The 18,442-nt window shown below is 68.9% G+C and carries 17 protein-coding genes and 1 pseudogene; 12 read left to right on the forward strand and 6 right to left on the reverse strand.

Features of this window, described 5'->3' with window-relative positions:
• Positions 1-32: 32 nt before the first annotated feature.
• The 3 genes from cydB to hisC all read right to left on the reverse strand — a co-directional run bounded on the left by cydB (position 33) and on the right by hisC (position 3,921).
• A complete protein-coding gene (gene cydB, locus ACIQFZ_RS28330; RefSeq protein ID WP_365423960.1) occupies positions 33-1,037 on the reverse strand; it encodes a cytochrome d ubiquinol oxidase subunit II in 1,005 nt (334 codons plus the stop codon).
• Positions 1,038-1,057: 20 nt separating this feature from the next.
• The gene (locus ACIQFZ_RS28335; RefSeq protein ID WP_365423963.1) at positions 1,058-2,566 is read right to left on the reverse strand and encodes a cytochrome ubiquinol oxidase subunit I; all 1,509 of its coding nucleotides are present in this window, start codon (positions 2,564-2,566) and stop codon (positions 1,058-1,060) included.
• A gap of 275 nt (positions 2,567-2,841) precedes the next feature.
• Positions 2,842-3,921: a histidinol-phosphate transaminase gene (hisC, locus tag ACIQFZ_RS28340; protein WP_365774829.1), complete on the reverse strand. Its 1,080-nt coding sequence runs from the start codon at positions 3,919-3,921 to the stop codon at positions 2,842-2,844.
• Between the two features lie 420 nt (positions 3,922-4,341).
• Here hisC and ACIQFZ_RS28345 point away from each other — a divergent pair, with 420 nt between their 5' ends.
• The 3 genes from ACIQFZ_RS28345 (at position 4,342) to ACIQFZ_RS28355 (ending at position 7,802) form a co-directional block, all read left to right on the forward strand.
• Positions 4,342-5,454 (forward strand): LacI family DNA-binding transcriptional regulator, encoded by a 1,113-nt coding sequence (locus tag ACIQFZ_RS28345; protein ID WP_365423969.1) that lies wholly within the window; start codon positions 4,342-4,344, stop codon positions 5,452-5,454.
• A gap of 184 nt (positions 5,455-5,638) precedes the next feature.
• Positions 5,639-6,760 (forward strand): metallophosphoesterase, encoded by a 1,122-nt coding sequence (locus ACIQFZ_RS28350; protein ID WP_365774828.1) that lies wholly within the window; start codon positions 5,639-5,641, stop codon positions 6,758-6,760.
• A gap of 181 nt (positions 6,761-6,941) precedes the next feature.
• Complete coding sequence (locus ACIQFZ_RS28355) at positions 6,942-7,802, forward strand: hypothetical protein (RefSeq protein ID WP_365774827.1); 861 nt, start codon at positions 6,942-6,944, stop codon at positions 7,800-7,802.
• Between the two features lie 122 nt (positions 7,803-7,924).
• Here ACIQFZ_RS28355 and ACIQFZ_RS28360 read toward each other — a convergent pair.
• Positions 7,925-8,056: pseudogene (locus ACIQFZ_RS28360) on the reverse strand (thiamine biosynthesis protein ThiC); the annotation flags it as partial.
• Positions 8,057-8,098: 42 nt separating this feature from the next.
• Here ACIQFZ_RS28360 and ACIQFZ_RS28365 point away from each other — a divergent pair.
• Together ACIQFZ_RS28365 and ACIQFZ_RS28370 are read left to right on the forward strand one after the other, a co-directional pair.
• Positions 8,099-8,476, forward strand: a complete 378-nt coding sequence (locus ACIQFZ_RS28365) for a recombinase family protein (RefSeq protein WP_402692450.1) — start codon at positions 8,099-8,101, stop codon at positions 8,474-8,476.
• The gene (locus tag ACIQFZ_RS28370; protein ID WP_402692451.1) at positions 8,418-9,608 is read left to right on the forward strand and encodes a recombinase family protein; all 1,191 of its coding nucleotides are present in this window, start codon (positions 8,418-8,420) and stop codon (positions 9,606-9,608) included. Before ACIQFZ_RS28365 ends, ACIQFZ_RS28370 begins: the two co-directional genes overlap by 59 nt.
• A gap of 144 nt (positions 9,609-9,752) precedes the next feature.
• Here ACIQFZ_RS28370 and ACIQFZ_RS28375 read toward each other — a convergent pair whose 3' ends face one another.
• Positions 9,753-10,538, reverse strand: a complete 786-nt coding sequence (locus ACIQFZ_RS28375; RefSeq protein WP_402692452.1) for a replication initiator — start codon at positions 10,536-10,538, stop codon at positions 9,753-9,755.
• A 598-nt stretch (positions 10,539-11,136) separates the two neighbouring features.
• Between ACIQFZ_RS28375 and ACIQFZ_RS28380 the strand changes: the two genes are divergently transcribed.
• From ACIQFZ_RS28380 to ACIQFZ_RS28410, 7 genes are all read left to right on the forward strand, one after another.
• A complete protein-coding gene (locus ACIQFZ_RS28380; protein WP_376652776.1) occupies positions 11,137-11,538 on the forward strand; it encodes a peptidase inhibitor family I36 protein in 402 nt (133 codons plus the stop codon).
• Positions 11,539-11,689: 151 nt separating this feature from the next.
• The gene (locus ACIQFZ_RS28385) at positions 11,690-12,637 is read left to right on the forward strand and encodes a hypothetical protein (RefSeq protein WP_402692453.1); all 948 of its coding nucleotides are present in this window, start codon (positions 11,690-11,692) and stop codon (positions 12,635-12,637) included.
• Between the two features lie 128 nt (positions 12,638-12,765).
• Positions 12,766-14,151 carry a peptidoglycan-binding protein gene (locus tag ACIQFZ_RS28390; RefSeq protein WP_383056745.1) on the forward strand — a complete coding sequence of 462 codons (1,386 nt, stop codon included), beginning with the start codon at positions 12,766-12,768 and terminating at the stop codon, positions 14,149-14,151.
• A complete protein-coding gene (locus ACIQFZ_RS28395) occupies positions 14,151-14,843 on the forward strand; it encodes an ABC transporter ATP-binding protein (protein ID WP_402692454.1) in 693 nt (230 codons plus the stop codon). The genes ACIQFZ_RS28390 and ACIQFZ_RS28395 overlap by 1 nt, the downstream gene beginning before the upstream one ends.
• Positions 14,840-16,129, forward strand: a complete 1,290-nt coding sequence (locus ACIQFZ_RS28400; RefSeq protein WP_376652772.1) for an ABC transporter permease — start codon at positions 14,840-14,842, stop codon at positions 16,127-16,129. Before ACIQFZ_RS28395 ends, ACIQFZ_RS28400 begins: the two co-directional genes overlap by 4 nt.
• A 124-nt stretch (positions 16,130-16,253) precedes the next feature.
• Complete coding sequence (locus tag ACIQFZ_RS28405) at positions 16,254-16,763, forward strand: SigE family RNA polymerase sigma factor (RefSeq protein WP_376652771.1); 510 nt, start codon at positions 16,254-16,256, stop codon at positions 16,761-16,763.
• A gap of 18 nt (positions 16,764-16,781) precedes the next feature.
• Positions 16,782-17,762, forward strand: a complete 981-nt coding sequence (locus ACIQFZ_RS28410; protein ID WP_383056747.1) for a hypothetical protein — start codon at positions 16,782-16,784, stop codon at positions 17,760-17,762.
• A 159-nt stretch (positions 17,763-17,921) separates the two neighbouring features.
• Here ACIQFZ_RS28410 and ACIQFZ_RS28415 read toward each other — a convergent pair whose 3' ends face one another.
• Positions 17,922-18,218, reverse strand: coding sequence for a hypothetical protein (locus ACIQFZ_RS28415; RefSeq protein WP_383056748.1), 297 nt, complete (start codon positions 18,216-18,218; stop codon positions 17,922-17,924).
• Positions 18,219-18,442: the final 224 nt, after the last annotated feature.

The following is an 18,442-nucleotide window of genomic DNA, read 5'->3' on the forward strand; positions in this document are numbered from 1 at the left end:
TGTGTTTCACGTGAAACACACCCTCACCGGACTCAGTGCGCGGGTTCGGCGATGTGCTGCGTGCCGATCCGCTTACGGAACACCCAGTAGGTCCACCCCTGGTAGAGCAGGATGATCGGTGTGGCGATCCCGGCGCACCAGGTCATGATCTTCAGGGTGTACGGGCTGGACGAGGCGTTGGTGACCGTCAGGCTCCAGTCCGCGTTGAGCGTGGACGGCATGACGTTCGGGAAGAGCGACAGGAACAGCATCGCCACGGCGGCCACGATGGTGACGCCCGACAGCGCGAACGCCCAGCCCTCGCGCCCCGCCTGGTTCGCCGCGAGCGCGGACACCAGGGTGACCACCGCCACGAGAAGCGCCACCAGGCTCCTGCCGTTGCCCGTGTGGGCCTGGGTCCACAGCAGGAAGGCCAACGCCGCCACGGCCGTCACCAGACCCACGCGCAGAGCCAGCTTCCGCGCCCGCTCGCGGATGTCACCGACGGTCTTCAGGGCCGTGAACACCGTGCCGTGGAAGGTGAACAGCGTCAGGGTGACCAGTCCGCCGAGGAGCGCGTACGGGTTGAGCAGGTCTCCGACACCGCCGACGTACTCGAGGTTCCGGTCGATCTTCACACCGTGCACGATGTTGCCGAAGGCCACACCCCACAGGAAGGCGGGGATCAGCGAGCTCCAGAAGATCGCGTTCTCCCAGTTGCGCTGCCAGTTCTCCTCCGGCCGCTTGGCCCGGTACTCGAAGGCGACTCCGCGCACGATCAGGCAGACCAGGATGACGAGCAGCGGCAGATAGAAGCCGGAGAAGAGCGTGGCGTACCACTCCGGGAAGGCGGCGAAGGTGGCACCGCCCGCCGTGAGCAGCCAGACCTCGTTCCCGTCCCAGACCGGGCCTATGGTGTTGATCAGGACCCGCTTCTCGGGCCGGTTCCGGGCGAGCAGCTTGGTGAGGATGCCGACCCCGAAGTCGAAGCCCTCCAGGAAGAAGTAGCCGGTCCACAGGACGGCGATGAGGACGAACCAGACGTCGTGCAGTTCCATGACTGTGCAGCTCCCTCGGCCTAGTACGAGAAGGCCATCGGCTTGTCGGCGTCACGCTCGTCGCCGCCGATCTTCGTGGGCGGGTTGAGGTCGGCCTCCGTGAGCTCGGGCGGACCGCCCTTCACGTACTTCACCAGCAGCTTGACCTCGATCACGGCGAGAACGGCGTAGAGCAGCGTGAAGACGGTCATCGAGGTGAGGACCTCGCCCTGGGAGACACCGGGGGAGACCGCGTGCCGGGTCTGCAGCACGCCGTAGACGACCCACGGCTGGCGGCCCATCTCGGTGAAGATCCAGCCCCAGGAGTTGGCGATCAGCGGGAAGGCCAGCGTCCAGATGGCGATGCGCCAGTACCAGGTGGTCAGCCGCGGGCCGAGTGCCTTGTTCGGCAGCAGCACCAGATGGGGCACCTCGTCGTCGCCGACCCGCAGATGCCGGGGCAGCAGGAACTTCTTGCGGGTCAGCCACAGTCCCGCGAGGCCGATGGCGAAGGACGCCATGCCGAACCCGATCATCCAGCGGAATCCCCAGTAGGCGACGGGGATGTTGGGCCGGTAGTCGCCGGGCCCGAACTGCTCCTGCTCGGCCTTGTTGACGTCGTTGATGCCGGGGACGTAGGAGGTGAAGTCGTCGTTGGCCAGGAAGGACAGCAGGCCGGGGATCTCGACGGCCACCGTGTTGTGGCCCTTGTCCACATCGCCGTAGGCGAAGACCGAGAACGGCGCCGGCTCCTGTCCGTCCCACAGCGCCTCGGCCGCAGCCATCTTCATCGGCTGCTGCTTGAACATGACCTTGCCGAGGACGTCACCGCTGACCGCGGTGAGCAGTCCGGCGATGACGACCGTGACCAGGCCGAGCCGCAGCGAGGTCTTCATCTCGCGCACGTGCTTCTTGCGGGCAAGGTGGTAGGCGGCGATGCCGACCATGAAGGCGCCACCGGTCAGGAAGGCGGCGGAGAGTGTGTGGAAGGCCTGGCTGAGTGCCGTGTTCTGGGTCAGCACCGCCCAGAAGTCGGTGAGTTCGGCGCGGCCCTTGGTCTCGTTGATCCGGTAGCCGACGGGGTGCTGCATCCACGAGTTGGCCGCGAGGATGAAGTACGCCGACAGAATCGTGCCGAGCGACACCATCCACATGCAGGCCAGGTGGATCTTCTTGGGCAGCTTGTCCCAGCCGAAGATCCACAGTCCGATGAACGTGGACTCGAAGAAGAACGCGATCAGTGCCTCGAAGGCGAGCGGGGCACCGAAGATGTCACCGACGAAGCGCGAGTAGTCCGACCAGTTCATGCCGAACTGGAACTCCTGCACGATGCCTGTGACCACGCCCATGGCGATGTTGATCAGGAAGAGCTTGCCCCAGAACTTGGTGGCCCTGAGGTACTTCTCCTTCTCCGTGCGCACCCAGGCGGTCTGCAGACCGGCCGTCAGGGCGGCCAGCGAGATCGTCAGGGGAACGAACAGGAAGTGGTAGACGGTCGTGATGCCGAATTGCCAGCGCGCCAGTGTCTCCGGCGCCAACGCCAGGTTCACGTCGTCACTCTCCTTACGTCACCGCGATCACGGCGGCGGTTCATCCCGATGTGTCCTGCACAACAGGCAACAATCGGACCCGCTTGTGAACGCGTTCACATTCACAAGCAATTATGGCGCACCTGTTTTCGAACAACGACGGGGGGGTCCCCCCAAGCCCTGGGGGGACCCCCTCCTCGCGAACGCCGCGACGCTCTCGGCCGGCCGAGAGCCGGCTCAGGCCCGACCGGATCAGACCTGCCGACCCAGACCTGACCGGATCCAGCCCGACCGGATCAGGCCTCCTTGCGGAACGCCTCCGCCGTCTTCAGGAAGATGTCGTTCGCCTCGGTCTCCCCGACGGTGACCCGCACGCCCTCACCGGGGAACGGCCGGACCACCACGCCGGCCCGCTCGCAGGCCCCGGCGAAGGCGACCGTCCGCTCCCCCAGCCGCAGCCACACGAAGTTGGCGTGCGTCTCGGGCACCGTCCAGCCCTGGGCGCGCAGCGCGTCGACCACACGGGTGCGCTCGCACACCAGCGAGCCGACCCGCCCCAGCAGCTCGTCCTCGGCGCGCAACGAGGCGATCGCCGCCTCCTGCGCCAGCTGGCTCACGCCGAACGGCACGGCCGTCTTGCGCAGCGCCGCCGCCACCGGCTCGTGGGCGATGGCGAAGCCGACGCGCAGCCCGGCGAGCCCGTAGGCCTTCGAGAACGTGCGCAGCACGCAGACGTTCGGCCGGTCGCGGTAGAGCGTCACCCCGTCCGGCACCTCGGCATCGCGGATGAACTCGCGGTAGGCCTCGTCCAGGACCACCAGCACATCGGAGGGCACGCGGTCGAGGAACCGTTCCAGCTCGGCCCGCCGCACCACCGTGCCGGTCGGGTTGTTCGGGTTGCAGACGAAGATCAGGCGCGTGCGTTCGGTGATCGCGTCCGCCATCGCGTCCAGATCGTGCACATCGCCCGGCGTCAGCGGGACCCGCACGGACGCCGCCCCGCTGATCTGCGTGATGATCGGGTACGCCTCGAAGGACCGCCAGGCGTACATGACCTCGTCGCCGGGGCCGCTGGTGGCCTGGATCAGCTGCTGGGCGACACCGACGGAACCGGTGCCCGTGGCCACGTGCGAGGCCGGCACGCCGAAGCGCTCGGCCAGCTCGTTGGTCAGGGCCGTGCACGCCATGTCCGGGTAGCGGTTGAAGGAGGAGGCGGCCGCCGTCACCGTCTCCATGACCCCTGGCAGCGGCGGGTAGGGGTTCTCGTTCGAGGACAGCTTGTACGCCACCGGACCGCCGGCCGCAGCGGGCTTCCCCGGCTTGTAGGTGGGGATACCCTCCAGCTCGGCGCGCAGCTTCGGGCTTGTCTCGCTCACCGCAGTCCTCCTCGTGACCACCACCGGCATCCAATACTGCACACCTTATGAGGATTGGGCGCCGCTGCGTATGGGTCGGAAGCCATCACTCGTGCGCGAGGCCGGCTTCGTCCGTCACACCGACATCAGCGACGTCTTCATGCGAATGCATACGAAATGGGGGGCGCGTCCACATATATCTATGCGCCGGTGGCTTGCGCCGTGGCGCGCATCCCTCGTGAAGGTGAGTTGAGACCTCTTCGAGACATCGAGGGGTCGGCAGGCCCATACGCGCCACCGCGTCACGTCCTAACATGACACCGGGTAACTGCCATGGTTTCAAAGGCACTTGGACCACAACGACCATGCAGAAACGTGCCTGTCAACGCGTGCATATGCGTCCGCACTACCCCACCGCAAGAGCCCTACTATCGGCTCGCCATGACAGCAGCAGGGAAGCACCAGGTGAGCCGCGCGGAAACCTCACGCCGAGGGAGCCGGCCGGGCCGGGCGGGCATCAGAGACGTGGCCGCCGCCGCCGGAGTATCCATCACGACCGTCTCCGACGCCCTCAACGGCAAGGGGCGCCTCCCCGACGCCACCCGGCGCCACGTCCGCGAGGTCGCCGACCGGCTGGGGTACCGCCCCTCGGCCGCGGCCCGCACTCTCCGTACCGGCAAGTCGGGCCTCATCGGCCTGACCGTGACGACGTACGGGGATGAACCTTTCACCTTCACCGAGTTCGCGTACTTCGCCGAGATGGCCCGCGCCGCCACCTCGGCCGCGCTCGCCCGCGGCTACGCCCTCGTCATCCTGCCCGCGACCTCGCGCCACGACGTGTGGTCGAACGTCGCCCTGGACGGCACGGTCGTCATCGACCCCTCCGACCAGGATCCGGTCGTCAGCGAGCTGGTGCGGCAGGGCTTACCGGTGGTCAGCGACGGCCGCCCGGCCGGCCCGCTCCCGGTCACCGCCTGGGTCGACAACGACCACGAAGCCGCCGTCCTCGGCATCCTCGACCACCTCGCCGAGGCCGGCGCCCGCCGTATCGGCCTGCTCACCGGCACCACGACGGACACCTACACCCACCTGTCGACGACCGCCTACCTCCAGTGGTGCAAGCTCGTCGGCCAGGACCCGGTGTACGAGGCCTACCCCGCCCACGACCCGTGCGCGGGCGCCGTCGCCGCCGACCGGCTGCTGGCCCGCCCCGACCGGCCCGACGCCGTCTACGGACTGTTCGACCCCAACGGCACCGATCTGCTCGCCGCCGCCCGCCGCTACGGCCTGCGCGTCCCCGACGACCTGCTGCTGGTGTGCTGCAGCGAGTCCACGGTGTACGCCAGCACCGACCCGCCCATCACCACGCTCTCCCTGAAGCCGCGCCGGATCGGCACGGCGGTCGTCCAGCTCCTCATCGACGCCATCGAAGGGGTCGAGTCGGACCAACCGGTCGAGCAGGTCATACCGACCGAGCTGATCGTGCGGACCTCGTCCCAGCGGCGTACCCAGCGCAGGACGGTCAGCCCGCCCCGCGTGTCGGAGGACCGTTAGGACACGGGTGGCCGCGGGATTGCCGAAGTCTGTCCAATCGGGGCGAAAGCCACGGTGAACCGGAGTCCAGTCCCGATTCACCACCCCTGGGTCATCACATGGCGCGATCCGCGTTCCTATGATGGGCCCACGACACCGCGGGCCGCTGCGACCAGGCAGTCCGAAGCGGTGCACAGGCGGCGCGATGGTGGAGGGGTCGATGACTCAGGGGGCCGGTCAGGGACCCGAGGTGGAGCGGACGGCTACGCTGCGCGACTTCCGGGTTCCCGCGTACGTGAACGAGACCGGTCCGTACGCCCACGGCACGCAGCCCGCCGAAACGGTCCGGCCGCCCGAGGAGGCCCCAGCGGCGCCCGCGGCGCCCAAGGAGGGCTACCCGGCCGCGTACACGCCCACCGAGCGCGACCTGCCGGTCATCAAGCGCGGTGACACGCTTCAGGTGGCGGTCGACCCGGTCTCCGCGCCGACCCGGCAGTCCGCCACCGGCCCGGGCCCCCTCTACGTCGTCGGTGACGTGCACGGCTACCTGGATCAGCTGGTCGCCGCGCTCCAGGAGAAGGGACTCGTCGACTCCGCCGGCCAGTGGTGCGCGGGCACCGCGCGGCTGTGGTTCCTCGGCGACTTCACCGACCGCGGCCCGGACGGCATCGGCGTCATCGACCTCGTGATGCGGTTGTCCGCGGAGGCGGCCGCGGCCGGCGGCTACTGCAAGGCCCTCATGGGCAACCACGAGCTGCTGCTGCTCGGCGCCAAGCGGTTCGGCGACACCCCCGTCAACTCCGGCGCGGGCACCGCGACCTTCCAGGCGGCCTGGCTGCTCAACGGCGGCCAGAAGTCCGACATGGACCGTCTCCGGGACCACCACCTCCAGTGGATGGCCCGTCTCGACGCCGTCGAGGCGGTCGACGGCTACCTGCTCGTGCACTCCGACACCACCTCCTATCTCGACTACGGTGCCTCGATCGAAGAGGTCAACGACACCGTCCGCGAGACGCTCACCCGCAACGACGCGAACGAAGTCTGGGATCTGTTCCGCAAGTTCACCAAGCGCTTCTCCTTCCGCGACGAGGGCGGCGCCGACGCCGTGCGCTCCCTGCTCGATACGTACGGCGGCACCCGTATCGTTCACGGCCACAGCCCCATTCCCTATCTGCTGGGCGAAGTCGGTTCCGAGGACGGTGAGGAGTCCGCGGGTCCGGTCGTGGAGGGACCGCACATCTATGCCGACGGACTCGCCATCGCCATGGACGGCGGCGTAACCATGGCCGGAAAGCTGCTGGTCCAGCAACTGCCCCTCGACATCTGACCGTTCACCGGGCAGCCCGCCTGTCGAGACGACCGCGCAGGTCGGCATCCAATTTGTGGAAACCCCCTGTCACCGCGCGCCGTCACGGCTCTACCATCGGCTTATCCGTAGCAGGCTCCCCTCCGTTTCTGCCCGACGGCTCGCCGCCATGCGAGCCCCAAGCCCTACGGAGCATCGGGGGATGCACATGAACAGCGTTCCGCAGCACCTGCTGAGCGAGGACCGCCAGGAATACGAGCGGATCCTCGATGAGGCGCTGCGCTCCGCCCCACACCACCCGGAACTGGCCGCTGCCGGGCAGCGGCTCAACTCGGAACAACTGCGCACCATGGCGCTGAGCGCCACCGCTGTCATAACGGCGGCCGCGTCGACCGAGTACCACCACTACGTCAAGGTCCGCGAGGAACTGCGCCGGCCGGCGCCGGCCGTCCCGTCCTCCCTCATCGAGGCCGACTCGGCCGAGTCGGGCGGGCCCGCCCGACCAGCCGCCACCTTGGGCGAGGTCACCGAGGCCCACGGCGCGGGCGCGGGCGCCGTCGTCGCGGTGCTCGCTCCTGTCCTCGCCGGGACCGCCGCGGCCCTCTTCCTGCTCGTCGGCTACATCCTGAGGATGCTGGACCCGACCCAGGCGTTCGCCCAGTCCATGATCACCGCGGGCTGGGTGTTCGGTGCCCTGACCGCGGCCGCGATCCTCGCCGCCGCCGCCGGGCTGCTGCTCACCGCGCTGCGCAACCGCCCCTCGCTCGACAGCGGCGCCTACGCCGAACTGGGCGAAGAGGTCGCCCAGGCCAGGGAAGCCTGGGAGGAGGCCCTGCTCGAACGGGGCATCCTGCCGTTCCTGCGCGACGCGCTCGCCGACCCGCGCTCCCCCGCACCGGGGCATACGGGCCCGGCGTCGCCGACCGGTCGCATGCCGCAACTCGGCTACGGCCGACCAGGTTTCAGCAGCCCGGACGACGGAGCCCCGAGCCGCCGCCCGCGCTTCTCCAGTCCCGACTTCAGCAGCCCGGACTACGGAGGCCCGGAACACCAACCGGAGTAACCAGCGCCCCGCGCTCTCACGCCGAGGGCGGCACCTCGCCCCCGAAGGCCCGGCGCGCACCCCGCCACCCCGTCCCGCACCCACCGGGCCGGGGCGCCGGGGACGCCCGCACACGCCGAGACTCAGTCCGCGATCGGCAGGTACACCCGGTTCCCCGCCTGCGCGAACTCCTTCGACTTCTGCGCCATCCCCTCGGCGATCCCAGCCCGGCTGGCACCGTGTTCACGGCGGATGTCCTGCGAGATCTTCATCGAGATGTGGCCACACGGGACGAGGTCGTCAGCAGGCTTCGAGGTGTGCCGGCCGACGTGCTGTCAGTGGCCGAAGTCCAGGCGATGCTGGCCGCGGACCCGGCGCTCAAGTGCGTCGTCTGCTACGCGCGCATCTCCTTCGACGGACGCGCAAAAGATGCTCACGGCATCGAGGACCAGCACCGCGAGCTTATGGCCAAGGCGAAGGCGCTCGGTTGGCTGGTCGTCTACCGGTACACGGACAACGACAAGAGTGCCAGCAAAGAGGAAGTAGTCCGGGACGACTTCGAGCAGATGCTTGTGGACCTGAACACAGGCCGCACCCCAGAGGGCTACCCCATCCACGGCGTCATGGCGATCAACGATGACCGGCTGTACCGGCGACTGGGAACGGTACCTCCGCGCCTTCACCGCCTACCCTGAGCGGGTCTACTTCGACTCCAACGGGCTCCAGGACCTCTACGCCGAGGGGTTTGAGGTCAAAGGGCTGGTGGGCGTCGCCATGTCGCTCGCCGAGACGAGGAAGAAGCAGCGCCGCAGTCGCACCAGCCATCACAACCGTGCGATCCGGGGACAGTCGGTTTCCGCGTGGCGCCCGTTCGGCTGGGACGATGACAAGATCACGCTTCGACCCAAGGAAGCGGATGCGATCCGCAAGGCCGTCAAGGACGTGATCGCTGGGGCATCGGTCAGCGAAGTCACCGCGCAGTGGAAAGAGGCGGGGTTCCTCACCAGCCGGGGCAATCCGTTCCAGTACGCCACCGTGAAGCAGGTACTCCTCAACGCCCGACTCTGCGGTTACCGCGAGATCAAGGGCGAGTTGGTGCGCGGCGACGATGGGCAACCCATCGTGGGTGAGTGGGAAGCCATCATCACTGCCAAAGAGTGGTTCGCCGTCGCGGCCACGATCAGAAAGCGCGGCCGAGGCACCGGCCAGCCTCGCGGCGGTCTTGTCCACAAGTACTTGCTGACCAGCATCCTTCGCTGCGGCAGCGTGCTGGACGACGGGACCACCTGCAACAACAAGATGATCGGCATCAAGGCAAACGACTGGGTCAGCTACAAGCACGCGTACATGTGCAAGAAGACCGTGGACGGTGGCTGCAACAAGACGTACAAGCGCGGCGATGAGACGGACAAGCACATAGAGCGGCTGGTCCGGGCGAAGCTCAAGAAGGATGCCACCGCCGCTGCTCAGGAGGTCCCCGACTGGACGAGGGGCGACGAGCTGGGGGCCGCTGTCAGGCGAAGGAATGCTCTCGAACAACGTTGGCAGACCGGCGAGATCGACGACGAGGCCTTCTTCCGCAATCTCCCCGCTCTCGACTCGCTCGTCAAGGAGCTGCGCGCCGACCAGGCCGCGCATCAGGCACTGGTCGCGGCTGCCGAGCAAGCCACTGCGGATATCGACGTGGAATGGGAAGGGAAGACGCTCACCCAGAAGCGAGAGATGATCAAGCGTGTGCTTCACGCCGTCATCGCTGAGCCGAGCGGCAAGGGCCGGAAGCTGTTCGACGTGGACCAGCTCAGGCCGGTGTGGCGTTCTGCCGAGTGAGAGAGACTCCGAGGATCTCCCCTATCCGGCGAAGCTGGGAGTCACCGAGTGGCGGTGCGTCCCGCAAGCAGCGCTCAATCCAGCGGTCGACGGCTTCTTCATCACACGTCATCAACCGCCGCGCGGGAGACTCGGTCGCGGTAGTCACCTCCATACCTCTCCTTCTGTCTTGACTCGCTCGGCTTCGTCGCGCGCTTGGGCGATGTCGTGGCGGATTTGGGCGGCGAGTAGTTCTTCGCCGGGGCGGTAGCCGCTGGCGAGGTAGGTCCAGGAGGAGTTGGTGACGAGAGTGGTGTCGTCGGTGGTGGGGTGGCCGGCGCGGGCGCGGGCGGCTTCTGCTTGGGCCAGTCGCCAGGCGCGGCGTACGTCGCGGAGAGCGCCGAGGGTGGTGGAGTAGGCGCGGGATTTGCTGGAGAAGTGGCCGCGGAAGCCGAGCATGTGGGCCCACTTCCAGAGCTTGAGTTCGGCGAACTCCGGCAGGTGGCCGAGGGCCCAAGCGGCGCGGATCATCTGGCGTACGTGCTGCTGGACGGGCAGGGCCTTGATGGGTTCGGCCTGTCCGGTGCCGCCGCAGTCGGCGCACCGGTCGTGGAAGCGGTCGGGTCCGCGTACGTAGCCGCGTCCGGAGCAGGGACGGCACATCAGGGTGCGGTCCACGGTGCCCGCACCTTCAGCATTCTTGGTCGCGTACTTGGCGACGTATCCGGCGACCTTGGCGTCTGTGAGTTCGCCGTCGCCCAGGGCGGAGATGGAGTCGACCTTGTACCGGCCGCCCCAGGCGATGACGCGTTCGCCGATGGCGTCGGACTCGATGGTGAGCCGGGCGCGGTCAACTGCCAGACCCACGGCGACGCGGAGGGCGTCGAAGGTGGCCCAGCGCGGGGGCGGGTACTCCGCGCGCCTGCTGCCGGGCGGGCCTTGCGGTGCCACTGCGTCACGGCGGACGGGGAGGAGGTCCGTCGCGTTCTCGTCGGCGACGTGCGACCACCGTCCCCGACCACGCCCAGCGGATCCTCGCCGACCGGCCTGGTCGGCGCTCGCCACCGTCCTCGCCCACGCCGATGTCCGGCCTTGTGGAGTAAATGAAACCTGCTTGTGGAGCGCATGTAACCGGCCAACCTCGGGCGTCCGAGGCGGCTGTTTCGCACCTTTGGGACTGACGGAATCGAACGGTCCATTCAAGGTGTTGTATTCCGCTTGCCGTATTTTTCAGCAGATCAGGCTCGATGTCGGGAGGGCTGGAGCGCGCTCCCGACAGCGGGCCGTGGGGCGGATTGCGGCCCGTAGAGCCTGCCGTACCTGCGTGTTCGTGGCGGGGTGGCTGGTGCGTGGTGCGCCGCTGTGCTCACACGTGCGACATGGCCGGTCACTTTGCGCCATCCACGATCAACTTCGTTGCCTCCCGCTTCGGGGCCACTTACGTTCTCTCTTCGCACCGGTCGATCACGGCCGCGAGGTCGCTCGACTGTGCAACACCCCTGGAAATCAGCGGGTGTTGAGCAACCCAGCATCTTCGGGAGGGAACTTCATGCGCATCAGAAACCTGGCCATCGCCGGAACCCTGGCCCTCGCGGGCCTCGGCACCGGTCTCGCCACGGCGGGCACCGCCAGCGCCGCCGGGGAGCCCTGCACCAGCGGTTACGCGTGCCTGTACTACAACAGCGACTACAAGGGCGCGTTCTACCGGCAGTACTTCAACATCCCCAACTACGCCAGCTACTACTTCAGCGCCAGCGCTGCAGGTAGCAACGGTGCCGGTATCGCCGTCAAGAACAACACCGCGTCGGTGGACAACTGGGACTTCTACAACGGCATCCGCCTGTATTTCAACAGCAGCTACTTGGGCGCTTCCCAGTCCATCGGCGCAGGCGGTGCGGCCAACCTGAATACCACGCTCAAGAACGACAACGCGTCCGGCAAGTTCTACTAGGCCGACGTCTGTAGTTCCCGCTTGATCCGTTCATCCGCGTTCCGGTGGACGGCGAGAAAAAGGGGTGTGCTGCCCAATGCAGCTGGGCAGCACACCCCTCCCGCAGTGTAGCGACGACCACCTCAACGTCACCTCAAGGATGAGCATCAGCATGCGCAGGCGCCTTCTTCCCCCGTTCCTCGCCGTGCTCGGCAGTGCCGTTGCCCTGGCCACCATGGTCGGCTGCAGTTCGTCGTCCGACTCGGGCGACTCGGGCAAGGGCGGGTCGACTCCGAAGGTCGCCTCCACACCGAAGCTCAGCTCGGTGACCGACCAACCGCTGCCCATCGAGGCGTACCTGCTCAGCAAGGACCAGACGGACCAGATGGACAAGGCCGTCGTGGTGCTTCGCCAGAAGTGCATGCAGCGGTTCGGCCTCACGTATCAGGACCAGTCCATGGAGGGGGCGTTCCAGCCCAAGAGCATCACTCAGTTCCGATACGGCGTCACGGACGCCGAAGCCGTGGCCGTGCACGGCTACAAGCCCGCCGGCTCCGAGAAGCCGGTGGTCAAGCCCAGCCCGCAGAAGATGTCCCCGGCGGCGACCATGGTGCTCACCGGGACCACCGACCCCAAGGTGAAGCCGGGCTCGGCAGCGGCCAAGGGCGGTCAGGACTACAACGGGCAGAAGGTCCCGGCAGGCGGTTGTCTCGGCGAGGCCGACCGGAAGGTGGGTGTCTCTGGACCGAACCGCTACGGCGACGCGGAGATCGTGGTGAAGGTCAACACCGAGAGCTGGGACAAGTCGTACACGGACTCGCGGGTGCGCGCGGTGTTCGCCAAGTGGTCGCAGTGCATGAAGGAGAAGGGGTACACGTACGCCGACCCGATGAAGGCCGGCGACGACCCCGAGTGGCAGAAGACCGTCACGGCCACCTCGCGCGAGCAGCAGGTCGCCTCGGCCGACGTCGCCTGCAAGCAGAAGTACAACGTCCTGGGCATCTGGTATTCGGTCGACGTCGCCTACGAGAAGCAGATGATCGAGCAGAACGCCGAGGCCTTGGCCGAGGTCAAGAAGACGATCGAGAAGCAGCTGAAGCTGGCTGCCGAAATTTCGTAACGCATCGGGTCCCTCAACGCGTCCAAGAACCAAAAGAGTCGGCCTGGAGAGGCACAGTGTTGGAACCCGATGCCCCTGACGTACCTCGCGCGAGCGGTATAGCCGATGTGTCCGATACGCCTGCCTCCGTGGCCGGCTCCGGCCTGTCCCGGCGTCGCAGGTGGGTGGCCCTGGTAGCGGGTGGCGCGCTGCTGCTGACCGGCGCCGGGATCGCCGCCTCGTTCGTGGTGAAGTCCCCCGCGCAGGCCGCCGCCGAGGCCAAGGCGCCCGAGGAGGACGTGCTGACCGCACCGGTGGAGAAGCGCGTGCTGAAGGACTCCGTCATCCTGCGCGGAACAGTGGTCGCGGGACAGTCCGTCGACGTCACCGCGTCCGGCTCGGGCGGTACCGGCACCAGCGGAGCCGTGGTCACCAAGGTGCCCAAGCGGGTGGGCACCGAGATCAGGGCCGGACAGGTCCTGGTCGAGGTCTCGGGCCGCCCGGTCTTCGCGCTCAAGGGCAAAGTGCCGGTCTACCGCGACCTCAAGCCCGGCGCCACCGGTGACGACGTGGCCCAACTCCAGTCCGCGCTGGCGGGGGTGGGGTATGCAACGGGCTCCGACGCCCGGGGCACGTTCGGGGCCGGAACCCGGCAGGCGCTGGCCGCCTTCTACGCGTCGATCGGATACAGCCCGGTGTCCGCCGAGAGTGACGCCGCCACCGTCGTCCAGGACGCGCAGGACGCCGTGACGGCAGCCGAACGGGCCTGGCAGGACGCGAAGGACGCCCGGGACAAGACCCCGACCGACGAAACCCGCCGCGCCGTGGACCGCGCCGCCCAGGACCTCGAGCGGGCGAGAGGCCGGCTGACCCAGGCCCAGACGGCGGCGGGCCCCATGCTCCCCGCCTCCGAAGTGGTCTACCTGTCCGGGTTCCCCGCCCGCGTGGACGGTGTCTCCGCCGTCCTCGGGTCCACGGTCACCGGCAAGGTCATGACGGTCTCGGCCGGCCGGCTCGTCGTCCAGGGCTACCTCCAGGAAGCCCAGAAGGGGCTCGTACGGGCCGGGCAGAAGGCGGAGGTCCTCCAGGAGCAGACCGGTGCGCGAACCGCCGCGCATGTACGGGCGGTGGCGGACACCCCGGCCGCGGCGCAGCAGGCCTCCTCGGACGGTACGGGCCAGGACGCCGGGAGCGGCGACGGCCAGTCGGCCGGTGGCCAGGGCTACCTCATGGTCGTGGAGCCCGACAAGGCACTGTCGGTGACCTCGGTCGGCCAGGACGTACGGCTGACCATCGAGGCGGGCACCACCAAGGGCGCGGCGCTGGTGGTGCCGGTCACCGCGGTCTCCGCCGCTTCCGACGGCGGCACCGTCGTCACCGTCGTCGGAGCCGGCGGTGAACAGCGCCGAGTGGAGGTGACGACCGGCACCACCGGTGACGGCTACGTCGAGATCAAGCCGGTGGGCGGTGCGCGCCTGGCCGAAGGCGACAAGGTCGTCACCGGCGTCAAGTCCGGCGCTGCGGGCGGCCGGTGATGGCATACTGTACGCCGCCGGTCATCGAGTTCCGGCAGGTCGCCCTCACCTATCCGGGACCGCCGCCGGTACCGGCACTCAGGCCCTGCGACCTGCGCATCGAACAAGGCGAGTTCGTCACGGTGGTCGGTCCGTCCGGCTCCGGGAAGTCGACGTTCCTCAACATAGCCGGACTGCTCGACGCCCCGACCGAGGGAACGTACCTCCTCGACGGTATCGACATCGGGGCGCTCAAGGACGGTGACCGCACGGCGCTGCGGGGCCGCCGTATCGGCTTCGTCTTCCAGTCCTTCCATCTGCTGCCGCACCGCAGCGCCCGCGAGAACGTCCTGCTGGCCATGGTCTACAACGGCACCCCGCGCGCCGACCGCACCCACCGCGCCCGCGAGGCCCTGGAACAGGTCGGCCTCGGCCACCGCGTCGACGCCCTGCCCACCCGCCTGTCCGGCGGTGAGCGCCAGCGCGTCGCCATCGCCCGGGCCCTAGTGTCCCGGCCGTCGCTGCTCCTGTGCGACGAACCCACCGGCAACCTCGACAGCAGGAACGCCGAGTCGGTCCTCAGCCTGCTCAAACAGCTCCACCGCGGCGGAATGACGGTGCTGGTCATCACCCACGACCAGACCGTGGCCGCCCGCGGCGCCCGTACCGTCGCCATCCGCGACGGCGTCCTGCACGAGCAGGTGACCGCATGAACCACCGTCGGCCCCGCAGGAAGCTGTGGCCCCTGCGACCGAGACGCCGCGACCGCTTGGCCGCATCCTCCGTCGAGCCGTCCGTCTTCACGCCCAGGGACCTGCTGGGCGAGTCCCTCGCCGGCATCCTGCAGCGCCCGGCCCGCTCCGCGCTCACCGCGCTCGGGACCGTCCTCGGCGTCGGCACGTTCGTGGCGATCCTCGGGCTCACCGCCACCACCTCGTCGCAGATCGACTCCCGGTTCAACATGCTGACCGCCACCGAGGTCAACGTCGAGGACATCGGTATCGAGCAGAACGAGTTCGTCCACCTCGCCTTCCCGAAGGGCGCCGACGCGCGCATCGAGAGGCTGGGCGGTGTCGAGCACGCCGGCGTGTACTGGACGGTGGACACCCGCAACATCGACGCCAGGGTGCGTTCCTCACCGGTCGGCGACGCGGCGAGCGGCGAGCAGGCGAGCATCGTCGCCGCGACCCCGGGAGTCATCGAGGCGGCGGTGCCGCATGTGGCGCAGGGACGGCTCTACGACGCCTACGCGGAGAAGACCGCCCAGCCCGTCGTGCTGATCGGTGCCTCCATGGCCGAGCGACTCGGTATCACCACCCTGGAGACCCGGCCCGCGTTGTTCATCGGCGACCAGCCGTTCACCGTGGTCGGCATCATCGACGACGTGAAACGCAAGGCTGACCTGCTTCTGTCGGTCGTCGTGCCCCGCTCCACCGCGCTGAAGCTGTGGGGCGAGCCGACCGCGGGCGGCGCGAAGATGCTGATCTCCACCAAGATGGGCGCCGCCCGCCAGGTGGCCCGGCTCGCTCCGACCGCACTACGCCCCGACCACCCCGAGTACTTCAAGGCGATACCGCCACCCGACCCCAGGACCCTGCGCGGAAACGTGACCGACGACCTGCAGCAGCTCTTCCTGTTGCTCGCCGCGATCTGCCTGGTCATCGGCGCGGTGGGGATCGCCAACACCACGCTGGTGGCGGTGCTCGAACGCACCGGGGAGATCGGGCTGCGCCGCGCTCTCGGCGCCCGCGGCGGGCACATCACCGTGCAGTTCCTCGCCGAGTCGGGGGCGATGGGGGCGCTCGGCGGGCTGATCGGGACCAGTCTGGGCACGCTGATCGTGGTCGGGGTCGCCATCGTGCGGGACTGGACACCCGTGGTCCATCCGACGACGGTCGCGGCCGCCCCGGTCATCGGCCTGGTGACCGGCCTGGTGGCCGGCCTCTACCCGGCGTGGCGGGCATCCCGCATCCAACCGGCGGAAGCGCTGCGGCGATAGCTGCGGAGCGTGCGCGAGGGCCTCGGACCGGCACCGGTCCGAGGCCCTCGTTTTTTTGTAACGCGACGTGCGGTCCAAGGCGTCAACTAACCAGAGCGGACGCATTGTTCGGGAGGGGACACACATGCGCAGGTCGTCACGTCGGGCCGAGGAGATCGAGGGGTTCATGCGGACCGTCAGCCCGCGCCTGTTCCGGGCGGCGCTGCTGGTCTGCGGTGACTACCACCTCGCCGAGGACCTGGTGCAGACCACCCTGGGCAAGGTGTTCGTGTCCTGGGGACGCGTGCGCAAGGCCGACAGCCCACAGGCGTATGTGCGCTCGATGCTGATGCGCACCTACCTCTCGTATGTCCGGCTGCATCGGACGTACGAGAAGCCCGTGGGCGAGCTGCCGGAGCAGCAGGCCGCGACGCGCGACCCGGCCCTGCGGCTGGCGCTGGCGAACGCGCTGGCGCAGCTGTCGCCGCAGGACCGGGCCGTGGTCGTCCTGCGGTACTGGGAGGACCGCAGCGTCGCCCAGACCGCCGCCGAACTGGGGATGAGCGAGGGCAATGTGCGTATCCGCAGCCTGCGTGCGCTCAAGACGCTCCGGGCGTCGCTCGCCGGTGAGCACGACGCCCTCGCCGGGCACTGAGGGGAAGAGGAAACTTTCATGGAGCGAGAACAGCGGGACGACGGCGTGGAGTTCGGCGCGCGCGTGGGGCAACTGCTCGACGGCTACGCCCGGGAGCTGCCCGCCCCGACCGACACCCTGGTCACCGAGGGTCTGGTCCGGGGCCGCCGGATGAAGCGCCGCCGCCAGACCCTGTGGGGAGCCGCTGCGTTCGCGGGCGTGAGCGCGCTCACCGGTGCGGTGGTGCTGAGCGGCGGCGGCACGACCGGCGGACGGGCCACCCAGGCCGACGGCGTGGTCATCCCGGCGTTCAAGCCGGTCGCCGCGACGTCGGGGGCACCGGACGGCAAGGTGGCGCTGACCGGCAAGCAGGCCGTCGCGACCCTGCGCGGGCTACTGCCCGGCACGCCCGCGACCAGCGGCTACAGCTTTTGGGACGGGCCGAAGGAGCCCCTGCAGGTCAGCGCCGGCGGACGCCTCCTCGTGGACGGAACCGAAGTGGCCGTCAGCCTGCAGGGCAACTTCCAGCTGACCAGTGTCGGCGCCCTCTCCAAGGACCGGGCCCGCGCCGCCGCCGGATTGGGCGTCCGCCAGGACAAGACCGGCACCGCGGCACCCGACAAGTCCGCCGCCAGAAAGGCACAGCAGGACGGGACCGGCAAGGGAACCAAGTCGATGCACCCCGCCACCCGCTTGGAACTGCAGAAGTTCTACTCCTGCCAGGGGCGCACAGCACCCGGCACTACCCTGAGCGCCTGCACCGCGCGCAACCTCGGCGACGGCTCCGTCCTCATCACGTACGAGGAACACCAGGGCAAGCTGGTACGCCGCACCGCCGACCTCCTGCGCAAGGACGGCACCCGCATCGTGCTCACCGCGGCCAACGCCGCCGACGGCAAGCGGGGCCCCGCAAGCACCGCCACGCCCCCGTTGACGGAGGCCCAGCTCGCCCACGTGGTGGGCAACGCCGCCTGGCAACCGTGGGTGAAGCCGGGCAAGGACACCAAGAGCCTCGGCTGAGCCCGGCGCTCGGCCGGTGTCGTCCACCCGCTCCGCCACCCGACGCGTCGGCCGGTGGCGCCCTCGGCGTCGAGGCAGCCGATCCACCGGGCCTCGCCGCAAACGCCACGGCCTGGGGGTTAGCCCCAATGCCGTGTAGTTAGCGGCGGGTGTGTGGTGTCAAGGGGTGCCGGTGAGGATGTCGAGGCTGATCGTGGCCTTGTAGCTGGTTCGGTCGACGATGCCTTTGGCGTTGTATCTCGAGATGGCGCGTTTGACGACGCGTGGTCGGGTGCGGATGCGCCGGTCGGGCATGAGGTCGGCCAGGACCCGGCGGCCGATGGTGCCGACGAGGTCGACAGCCGTGTTGATGACGCCCGCGGCCTGTATGAGCAGGTCGCGGGCGGTGTTCAGGGCGATGGAGAAGCTGGCCCGGTCGGGGTCGGTACCCGCGTGGGTGGCGGTGGCATCCGCCATGGCCAGTCGCAGGAGCTGGTAGGTGACGAGCAGTGCGAAGACTTCCTGGGTGACGCCGGCAGGGGTCCGGGAACGAAGGACCCGACCGCCGAGAATGGTGGACTTGATCTCCAGGTAGGAGGTCTCGACCTGTCGGGTAGGTGCGGCGCATTGCTGCGCCGCACCCCCCTCAGAACCGGACGGGCGGCGTTAACCGCATCCGGCTCAAGCAGGCCCTGAAGGCC

Source organism: Streptomyces sp. NPDC093064 (assembly GCF_044754605.1).
Classification (GTDB): domain Bacteria; phylum Actinomycetota; class Actinomycetes; order Streptomycetales; family Streptomycetaceae; genus Streptomyces.